The 9469-nt window shown below is 72.3% G+C and carries 6 protein-coding genes; 5 read left to right on the forward strand and 1 reads right to left on the reverse strand.

All coding sequences use genetic code 11. From position 1 onward, the window contains the following. Window positions 1–397: 397 nt before the first annotated feature. Complete coding sequence (gene ileS, locus ACFXG1_RS32525; RefSeq protein WP_384745781.1) at window positions 398–3535, reverse strand: isoleucine--tRNA ligase; 3138 nt, start codon at window positions 3533–3535, stop codon at window positions 398–400. A gap of 569 nt (window positions 3536–4104) precedes the next feature. Here ileS and ACFXG1_RS32530 point away from each other — a divergent pair. From ACFXG1_RS32530 to ACFXG1_RS32550, 5 genes are all read left to right on the forward strand, one after another. Further along, window positions 4105–4968 carry a TraR/DksA family transcriptional regulator gene (locus tag ACFXG1_RS32530; protein ID WP_384720509.1) on the forward strand — a complete coding sequence of 288 codons (864 nt, stop codon included), beginning with the start codon at window positions 4105–4107 and terminating at the stop codon, window positions 4966–4968. A gap of 55 nt (window positions 4969–5023) precedes the next feature. Beyond that, window positions 5024–5653, forward strand: a complete 630-nt coding sequence (lspA, locus tag ACFXG1_RS32535; RefSeq protein WP_384745783.1) for a signal peptidase II — start codon at window positions 5024–5026, stop codon at window positions 5651–5653. Window positions 5654–5791: 138 nt separating this feature from the next. Beyond that, a complete protein-coding gene (locus ACFXG1_RS32540; protein WP_384719897.1) occupies window positions 5792–6733 on the forward strand; it encodes an RluA family pseudouridine synthase in 942 nt (313 codons plus the stop codon). A 165-nt stretch (window positions 6734–6898) separates the two neighbouring features. Further along, window positions 6899–8485, forward strand: a complete 1587-nt coding sequence (locus ACFXG1_RS32545) for a Na+/H+ antiporter (protein WP_384719899.1) — start codon at window positions 6899–6901, stop codon at window positions 8483–8485. 77 nt (window positions 8486–8562) lie between these two features. Then, window positions 8563–9381 (forward strand): SDR family NAD(P)-dependent oxidoreductase, encoded by an 819-nt coding sequence (locus tag ACFXG1_RS32550; RefSeq protein WP_384745786.1) that lies wholly within the window; start codon window positions 8563–8565, stop codon window positions 9379–9381. The last annotated feature ends 88 nt before the right edge of the window (window positions 9382–9469 follow it).

The following is a 9469-nucleotide window of genomic DNA, read 5'->3' on the forward strand; positions in this document are numbered from 1 at the left end:
GGGCCCGGCCCTTCCGCATGTCCGGGAGCGGGTGGACGGGTGCCGGGGCCGGGGCGGACCGAGGTGTACGGAAGCGTGTCCGGGGGCCTTCGATCCCCACGCGCGCCGGGGCCGTGCTCCCGTGCGACCGGAGGTGCCGACGGCGGCCGGACCGTCCGACGAAGGTTCCGGTTGGCGGCCTGTCGATATTCCGGAACGCCGATATGCCGGTAGGCCGATACGCTCGTACGCCGACGCGCCGACGCGCCGACGCGCCGACGCGCCGACGCGCCGACGCGCCGACGCGCCGACGCGCCGACGCGCCGCTGTGGCGGTGAACGGCGAACGCCGCACCGCGCGATGGGCGCGGTGCGGCGTACGGGACGGAACGGGACGGGGCCGGGCCGGGCCCGGCGGGTCAGACCTTGCGCAGATGGAAGGTGAGACCGAGGGGCTCGTCCGTGAAGGCGGGGCCGAAGGTCTCGTCCGGGGAGCCGTCGGCGAAGGAGGTCGCGAGGACCTCGTCCGCGATCAGTCCGGTGTGCTCGGTGAGCGCGCGGGTCGTCTCGTCGCCGCTCGACGACCAGACCACGGCGATCCGGTCCGCCACGTCCAGACCGCTGTTCTTACGGGCCTCCTGGATCAGCCGGATCGCGTCCCGGGCCAGCCCCGCGAGACGCAGCTCGGGGGTGATCTCCAGATCGAGGGCGACCGTCGCACCCGAGTCCGACGCCACCGACCAGCCCTCGCGCGGGGTCTCGGTGATGATGACCTCGTCCGGGCCGAGGGTGATGGTCTCGCCCTCGACCTCCAGCGTCGCCGTACCGGAGCGGAGTGCCAGCGACAGCGCCGCCGCGTCGGTCTCCGCGACCGCGCGGGCCACCGCCTGCACCCCCTTGCCGAACCGCTTGCCCAGCGCCCGGAAGTTGGCCTTGGCGGTCGTGTCGACCAGGGATCCGCCGACCTCGGAGAGCGCCGCCAGCGACGACACGTTCAGCTCCTCGGTGATCTGCGCGCGGAGCTCCGCCGAGAGGGCGTCGAAGCCGACCGCGCCGACCAGGGCGCGGGAGAGCGGCTGCCTGGTCTTGACGCCGGACTCGGCCCGCGTCGCCCGGCCCAGCTCGACCAGCCTCCGTACCAGCACCATCTGCCGGGACAGCTCGGGGTCGACCGCCGACGCCTCGGCCGTCGGCCAGGTGGTGAGATGGACCGACTCGGGGGCGTCCGGGGTGACCGGGACGATGAGGTCCTGCCAGACCCGCTCGGTGATGAACGGGGTCAGCGGGGCCATCAGCCGGGTCACGGTCTCGACGACCTCGTGCAGGGTGCGCAGCGCCGCCGCGTCGCCCTGCCAGAAGCGGCGCCGGGAGCGGCGTACGTACCAGTTCGACAGATCGTCGACGAAGGCCGAGAGCAGCTTTCCGGCGCGCTGGGTGTCATAGCCCTCCATCGCCTCGGTGACCTCGCCGACGAGGGTGTTCAACTCGCCGAGGAGCCAGCGGTCGAGCACCGGACGGTCGGCCGGGGCGGGGTCGGCGGCGGAGGGGGCCCAGCCGGAGGTCCGGGCGTACAGCGCCTGGAAGGCGACGGTGTTCCAGTAGGTGAGGAGGGTCTTGCGGACCACTTCCTGGATGGTGTTGTTGCCCACGCGCCGGGCCGACCAGGGCGAGCCGCCGGCGGCCATGAACCAGCGGACGGCGTCCGCGCCGTGCTGGTCCATGAGCGGGATCGGCTGGAGGATGTTCCCGAGGTGCTTGGACATCTTCCGGCCGTCCTCGGCGAGGATATGACCGAGGCAGACCACGTTCTCGTACGACGACTTGTCGAAGACGAGGGTGCCGACGGCCATCAGGGTGTAGAACCAGCCGCGGGTCTGGTCGATGGCCTCGGAGATGAACTGCGCCGGGTAGCGCTTCTCGAAGAGTTCTTTGTTCTTGTACGGGTATCCCCACTGCGCGAACGGCATGGACCCGGCGTCGTACCAGGCGTCGATGACCTCGGGGACCCGGGTGGCCGTACCGGCGCACTGGGGGCAGTCGAAGGTGACGTCGTCGATGAACGGGCGGTGCGGGTCCAGCTCCGACTGGTCGCTGCCGGTCAGTTCGGTCAGCTCGGCGCGGGAGCCGACGCAGGTGAGGTGGCCCTCCTCGCAGCGCCAGATCGGCAGCGGGGTGCCCCAGTAGCGGTTGCGGGAGAGCGCCCAGTCGACGTTGTTGTTCAGCCAGTCGCCGAAGCGGCCGTGCTTGACGGAGTCGGGGAACCAGTTGGTGTTCTCGTTCTCCTCGATCAGCCGGTCCTTGACCGCGGTGGTGCGGATGTACCAGGACGGCTGGGCGTAGTAGAGGAGGGCGGTGTGGCAGCGCCAGCAGTGCGGATAGCTGTGCTCGTACGGCACATGGCGGAAGAGCCGGCCGCGCGCGCCGAGGTCGGCGGTGAGCGCCTCGTCGGCCTTCTTGAAGAAGACGCCGCCGACCAGCGGCAGGTCCTCGTCGAAGGTGCCGTCGGGGCGGACCGGGTTGACCACCGGCAGACCGTAGGCGCGGCAGACCTTGAGGTCGTCCTCACCGAAGGCCGGGGCCTGGTGGACCAGACCCGTACCGTCCTCGGTGGTCACATAGTCGGCGTTGACCACGAAGTGCGCGGGCGCCGGGAACTCGACCAGGTCGAAGGGGCGCTCGTAGCCCCACCGCTCCATCTCGGCGCCGGTGAACGACTGCCCGGTGGCCTCCCAGCCCTCACCGAGGGACTTGGCCAGCAGCGGCTCGGCGACGACGACCTTCTCCGTGCCGTCGGTGGCGACCACATAGGTGACGTCCGGGTGGGCGGCCACGGCGGTGTTCGACACCAGGGTCCACGGGGTCGTCGTCCACACCAGCAGCGCGGCCTCGCCCGCGAGCGGTCCCGAGGTGAGGGGGAGGCGGACGTAGACCGACGGGTCGACGACGGTCTCGTACCCCTGGGCCAGCTCGTGGTCGGAGAGCCCGGTGCCGCAGCGGGGGCACCAGGGCGCCACCCGGTGGTCCTGCGCCAGCAGCCCCTTGTCGAAGATCTGCTTCAGGGACCACCAGACGGAGTCGATGTACTCCGGCTTCATGGTCCAGTACGCGTCGTCGAGGTCGACCCAGTAGCCCATGCGCTCGGTCAGCTCGGCGAAGGCGTCGGTGTGCCGGGTCACCGACTCCCGGCACTTGGCGTTGAACTCGGCGATGCCGAATGCCTCGATGTCCTGCTTGCCGGAGAAGCCCAGCTCCTTCTCGACCGCCAGCTCCACGGGCAGACCGTGGCAGTCCCAGCCGGCCTTACGGGCGACGTGGTAGCCGCGCATCGTACGGAAGCGGGGGAATACGTCCTTGAAGACGCGGGCCTCGATGTGGTGCGCGCCCGGCATGCCGTTGGCGGTCGGGGGGCCCTCGTAGAACACCCACTCGGGGCGGCCGTCGGACTGGGCGAGGCTCTTCTCGAAGACCTTGTTCTCGCGCCAGAAGTCGAGGACGGCGTGCTCCAGCGCGGGCAGGTCGACCTGGGCGGGGACCTGGCGGTACTGCGGGGGTGTCATGGGCGAACTCCTCCGGCGGACAGATTCTCTTCCGTCGGAGGGACGAGAGCCTCCGGCTCCCGCGGTACCACCCTCCTTGGCGGCGCTCGGCGCACCGCCCCCTCATTGGGGTCGCGACACCGGGTCTAGTCGCCGTACGGGCGGGCCCGCGGCTTTCTTCCGGCGGCTCCGGGGTGATGCTTCACGCCGCGCTCGCCCCCGGGCTCGCACCGTCCCCGGGTCGCTCATGGCTGCGTACGACGCTACTCGTCCCCATCCAAGCCTTTCGCTCCGCCCAGTGTAAGGGCCCCGCGGGGGCGCGGCCGACCGGATTCCCGGCGGTGGGCGGGATCCGCGGGACACGCCCCGGAGGCTGACCCGAACGGTCCAGACCGGCCGGAGCGATCCCGCGGGCCCTGTCAAGGGGCGGATTACCCGGCGGAGAGCCGGGCACAACGGAGAAAGGTCCGTATCACCGGCGCCGGGGCGGGTGCGGCGGCGGCGTGCCCCGTTTGCCGCGGGGCTGGGGTCGATTTATCGTCCCAGCACGATTCGCGAGCAAGATCACAATATGTGAAGGGGCCGCGGCCATGGTGGCGAAGAAGACCGCTGCGAAGAAGAGCGCTGCGCGGAAGGCCGTGGTGGACGACGCGGCCGCGACCCCGGAGAAGGCGGCGGAGAAGGCACCCGCGAAGAAGGCCGCCGCGGCGAAGAAGGCGGCCCCCGCGAAGAAGACCGCCGTGCGCGGAGCCGCGCCCGAAAAGGCCCCAGCCGGGAAGTCCGCTCCGGCGAAGAAGGCCGCGAAGAAGACGGCCGCGAAGAAGGCCCCGGCCGAAAAGAAGACCGTCGCGAAGAAAGCCGTCGCGAAGAAGGCTGTCGCGAAGAAGACGGTGGCCAAGAAGACCGTGGCCAAGAAGGCCGTCGCGAAGAAGACCGCAGGTACCGCGAGGAAAGCCGTGAAGCAGACAGGAGCCAGAACTGTGGGAGCGAAGAAGACGGTGGCCGTGGGCGACGGCCCGACGGCGGTGCCCACCGCCCGCGCGGCGGCGGCGCCCGCCGAGGACCTGGTCGTACGCCCGGGTGAGGAGCCGTGGTCCGCGGAGGAGGTCGCCGAGGCCGAGGCCGTACTGAGGGCGGACGTGGCCAGGCTGAACGCGGAGCTGGCCGCGTCCGAGGCCGCCGTGGCCGGTCTGATGCGGGACTCCGGTGGTGGCGCGGGCGACGACGACGCCGACACCGGCACCAAGAACATCACCCGGGAGCACGAGCTGTCCCTGGCCGCGAACGCGCGCGAGACGCTGGAGCAGACCGAGCGGGCGCTGCTGCGGCTGGACGCGGGCACGTACGGGATCTGCGAGAACTGCGGCAAACCGATCGGCAAGGCCCGGATGCAGGCCTTCCCCCGGGCCACGCTCTGTGTCGAGTGCAAGCAGAAGCAGGAGCGGCGGGGCTGACCCGGAGGGTGTGACGTACCCTCGATCACAGTCAGGCACTAGTTGAGGGACTCACGTGGCAGAGGCGGAGCGCATCATCGGTACGCCGGAGACGCCGGGCTCGCCCGATGCGTCGGACGCATCGGGCACATCGGACGCGGTGACCGCCGAGGGCGGGGACGCGGCGGTGGACGAGGCCCCCGTGGCCGACCAGTCCAGGGGCAGGCGCCGGATCGCCGTCCTGATCGGTGTCGCGGTGGTGGCGTATCTGATCGATCTGATCAGCAAGATGCTCGTGGTCGCCAAGCTGGAGCACCGGCCCTCGATCGAGGTCGTCGGCGATCTGCTGAAGTTCACGGCGGTCCGGAACCCGGGCGCGGCCTTCGGTATCGGCGAGGCGTTCACCGTGATTTTCACGGTGATCGCCGCCTCGGTGATCGTGGTGATCATCCGGCTGGCCCGCAAGCTCTACAGCCTGCCGTGGGCCGTGGCGCTGGGCCTGCTGCTCGGTGGCGCGCTGGGCAATCTCACCGACCGGATCTTCCGTGCGCCCGGGGTCTTCGAAGGCGCGGTCGTCGACTTCATCGCCCCCGCGCACTTCGCCGTCTTCAATCTCGCCGACACGGCGATCGTCTCCGGCGGCATCCTGATCGTGATCCTCTCCTTCCGGGGGCTCGACCCGGACGGCACCGTCCACAAGGACTGAGGGACGGCCGGGGCGTCCGGCCGATACCCCCGGGCGGGCCCTCCCGGGGCGCATGCGGCCCGGCGACGGCCCGGCGATGGATCGGCGACGGATCGGCGACGGTCCGTTCACGGGTCCCGGGCAAGGCATACTCGAACGGTGAGTACGCTTCCCGAGATCCGCACCCTGCCCGTACCGGACGGCCTGGAGGGCGAGCGCGTCGACGCCGCCATCTCCCGCATGTTCGGTTTCTCCCGTACGAAGGCCGCCGAGCTGGCCGCGGCGGGGAAGGTGCAGGTCGACGGCGCGGTCGTGGGCAAGAGTGAGCGGGTGCACGGCGGGGCGTGGCTGGAGGTCGAGATGCCTCAGGCCCCCGCTCCGGTCCAGATCGTGGCGGAGCCCGTGGAGGGCATGGAGATCGTCCACGACGACGACGACATCGTGGTGATCGTGAAGCCCGTCGGGGTCGCCGCCCACCCCAGCCCCGGCTGGACCGGCCCGACGGTGATCGGCGGACTGGCCGCGGCCGGCTACCGGATCTCCACCTCGGGTGCCGCAGAGCGGCAGGGCATCGTGCACCGGCTGGACGTCGGGACCAGCGGGCTGATGGTGGTGGCGAAGTCGGAGCGCGCGTACACCCTGCTGAAGCAGCAGTTCCGGGAACGTACGGTCGACAAGCGGTACCACGCCCTGGTGCAGGGGCACCCCGACCCGATGAGCGGCACGATCGACGCGCCGATCGGCCGGCACCCGAACCACGACTACAAGTGGGCCGTCACCGCCGAGGGCAAGCCGTCGGTCACGCACTACGACCTGATGGAGGCGTTCCGGGCGGCGTCCCTGCTGGACATCAAGCTGGAGACCGGCCGTACGCACCAGATCCGGGTCCATATGGCGGCGCACCGGCATCCGTGCGTGGGCGATCTGACCTACGGGGCCGACCCGACGATGGCGAAGCGGCTCGGGCTGACGCGGCAGTGGCTGCACGCGGTACGGCTGGGCTTCGAGCACCCGTCGGACGGCCGGTGGGTCGAGTACTCCAGCGGCTACCCGGACGATCTCCAGTCGGCCCTCGACCGGATCGCGGCCGAGAGCGCGTAACACCCCCCTCTGTCCTCCGCCCACCGCCCAGCGCTCTCTGTCCTCTGCCGTCCGCCCTCCGCCGACCGGGCTCGGACCCCGGTCGGACCCGGACATAAGGCGCGGAAGCGGATAGTCGTGGCACGCTGAGGAGGTCGTCGGGAGGCACTCCGGCCGGAGGGGCGTGTGGACCAGGTCGCGCTGCTGTTGGGGCTGCTGTTCGGCGCCGTGGTGACCGTGCCCCTGGGAGACCGGCTCGATCTGCCCGCGCCCGTCCTGATGACCCTGATCGGGGCGGGGGTGGCGTTCCTCCCCTTCGTGCCCGACGCGGACATCCCGCCCCAGTACATCCTGCCGCTGGTGCTGCCGCCCCTCCTCTACGCCGCCGTGCAGCGGACCTCATGGCGCCAGTTCACCGCCAACCTGCGGCCGATCCTGCTGCTCGCCGTCGCCCTGGTCTTCGTGACCACCGCGGCGGTGGCGGTCGTCGTCAACGCGATCGTCCCCGGTCTGCCCATCGCCGCCGCCGTCGCCCTCGGCGCGCTCGTCGCACCCCCCGACCCGGTCGCCGCGACCGCGGTCGCCGGCCGCCTCGGACTGCCGCGCCGCCTGGTGTCGATCCTGGAGGGGGAGGGGCTGTTCAACGACGTCACGGCGATCGTGCTGTACCACGTGGCCATCGCCGCGGCCGTGAGCGGCACCTTCTCCCTGCCGTCCGCGGCCGGACAGCTCGTCCTCTCCGCGGTGGTCGCCCTGGCGGTGGGCGTGGCCACCGGCTGGCTGTCCAACCGGCTGATGGGCTTCCTGGGGGACGCCACCCTCCAGGTCGGGCTGACGCTGATGGTGCCGTATGTGAGCTATGTGGTCGCGGAGGAGCTGCACGGCTCCGGCGTCCTGGCCGTGCTGACCACGGCGCTCTTCCTCGCCGAGCACGCCGCCGACGCGGACGACGTCATGGGACGGCTGGCCGGGAACACCTTCTGGGGCATCGTGGACACCCTGGTCACCGGCGCCGCCTTCGGACTGATCGGGCTCGAACTGCGCAAGGTGTTCGGCCACGCGGACGGCGTCGTCCTGCGGATGCTCGGCTGGGGCGCGGTGATCACCGCCGTGGTGATCGGGGTACGGCTGCTGTGGCTGCTGCCCGCGACCTGGCTCGCCCAGCGGCTGCACTCCAAACGCGACTACGACGAGGACATCCCCGTCTCCTGGCGCGAGACCGTGGTGATGTGGTGGTCGGGGATGCGCGGTGTCGCCTCCGTCGCGCTCGCCCTGGCGATCCCGCTGACCACCGACGACGGCAGCCCCTTCCCGGGCCGCGACGAGATCGTCTTCATCGCCTTCGTGGTGATCCTCACGACCCTGCTGCTCCAGGGGCTGACCCTGCCCTGGCTGGTACGGCGCCTCGGGGTCACGGCCGACACGGACGCCGAGCGCGCCCTCGAACACCGGCTCGCGCTGCGCGCGGCGGCCGCCGCCCGCCACCGGCTGAAGGAGATCGAGGAGGTCGAGGACCTGCCGGAGGAGGTGAGTGAGCGGCTGCACCGCGCGGCGTACGAGGTCGGCGCCCGGATCAGCCCGGACCTCGTCGACGAGGAGCGCCGCGACTGGTACGCCCGGCGGGTGGAGCGGCTGCGGTCGGTCCAGCGGATCCAGCGCGAGATGCTCTCCGCCGCCCGCCACGAAGTGCTCGCGGCGCGCAGTGAACCGGGCGCCGACCCGGAGATCGTGGACCGGGTGCTCCGGCATCTGGACGTCCGCAGCCTGAGGTAGGCCGTGTCTTCGGGGCGGGACACGCCCCGGGCGCGTGTGCCCGGCCGTGCGACCCCGCCGCTCATAGGATCCGGATCATGGCGCGCACCGTGGTGATCAGTGGCGGGGGTACCGGGATCGGGCTGGCCGCGGCGGAGGCGTTCGCCGCGGACGGGGACCGGGTGGTGCTGCTGGGGCGCCGGGCCGACGTCCTGGCACGGGCCGCGGGGTCGCTGCCGGGCGCCGCGTACCACCCGGGGGATCTGAGCGCGCCGGACGACGTCCGGCGGGCCGCGGGATTCGTCGAGCGGGAGTACGGGACGGTGGACGTCCTGGTGCACTGCGCGGGCGGCGACGGCGGGAAGGCCGCGCCCAAGGGGGAGGGGCCTGAGGTGTCCGGGGGATCCGCGGGGCCCGAGGGGCCCGAGGGGTCCGGGGGATCCGGTGGTCCCGTCGAGCCGCTGGCCGCCGTGGCCGCGGAGTGGGAGCTGACCTTCCGGCTCAACACCCTGACCGCCGTCCTGCTCACCGAGGCGCTCCGGGACCATCTGGCGACCCCCGGCGGCCGGGTCCTCTTCGTCAGCTCCATCGCCGCCTACCGGGGCTCCGGCCGGGCGCCGGGCTACGGGTCGGCGAAGGCCGCGCTCCATCCGTACGCCTTCCGTCTGGCCCGGGAGCTGGGCCCGCGGGGCATCACGGTCAACGCGGTCGCCCCCGGCCTCGTCGAGGAGACCGACTTCTTCGGCGGCCCCTTCCCCGAGGACCGCCGCGCGGCGCTGGTCGCGGAGACGTCGACCGGCCGGGTCGGCCGTCCCGGGGACGTCTCCGGGACCCTGCGCTGGCTGGCGTCGACCGCCGCGGGCCATATCACCGCCCAGATCGTCCAGGTCAACGGCGGCGCGGAGCGGGGCCACTGACGCGGGCCCGCGTCGGTCCGGGGCGAAGGGGGGGGGCCCCCGGCCGGGGGGGGGGGGCGCGGGGGCGGGCGGGGGGGGCGCGGCGCGG

Source organism: Streptomyces sp. NPDC059248 (assembly GCF_042753905.1).
Lineage (GTDB): Bacteria > Actinomycetota > Actinomycetes > Streptomycetales > Streptomycetaceae > Streptomyces.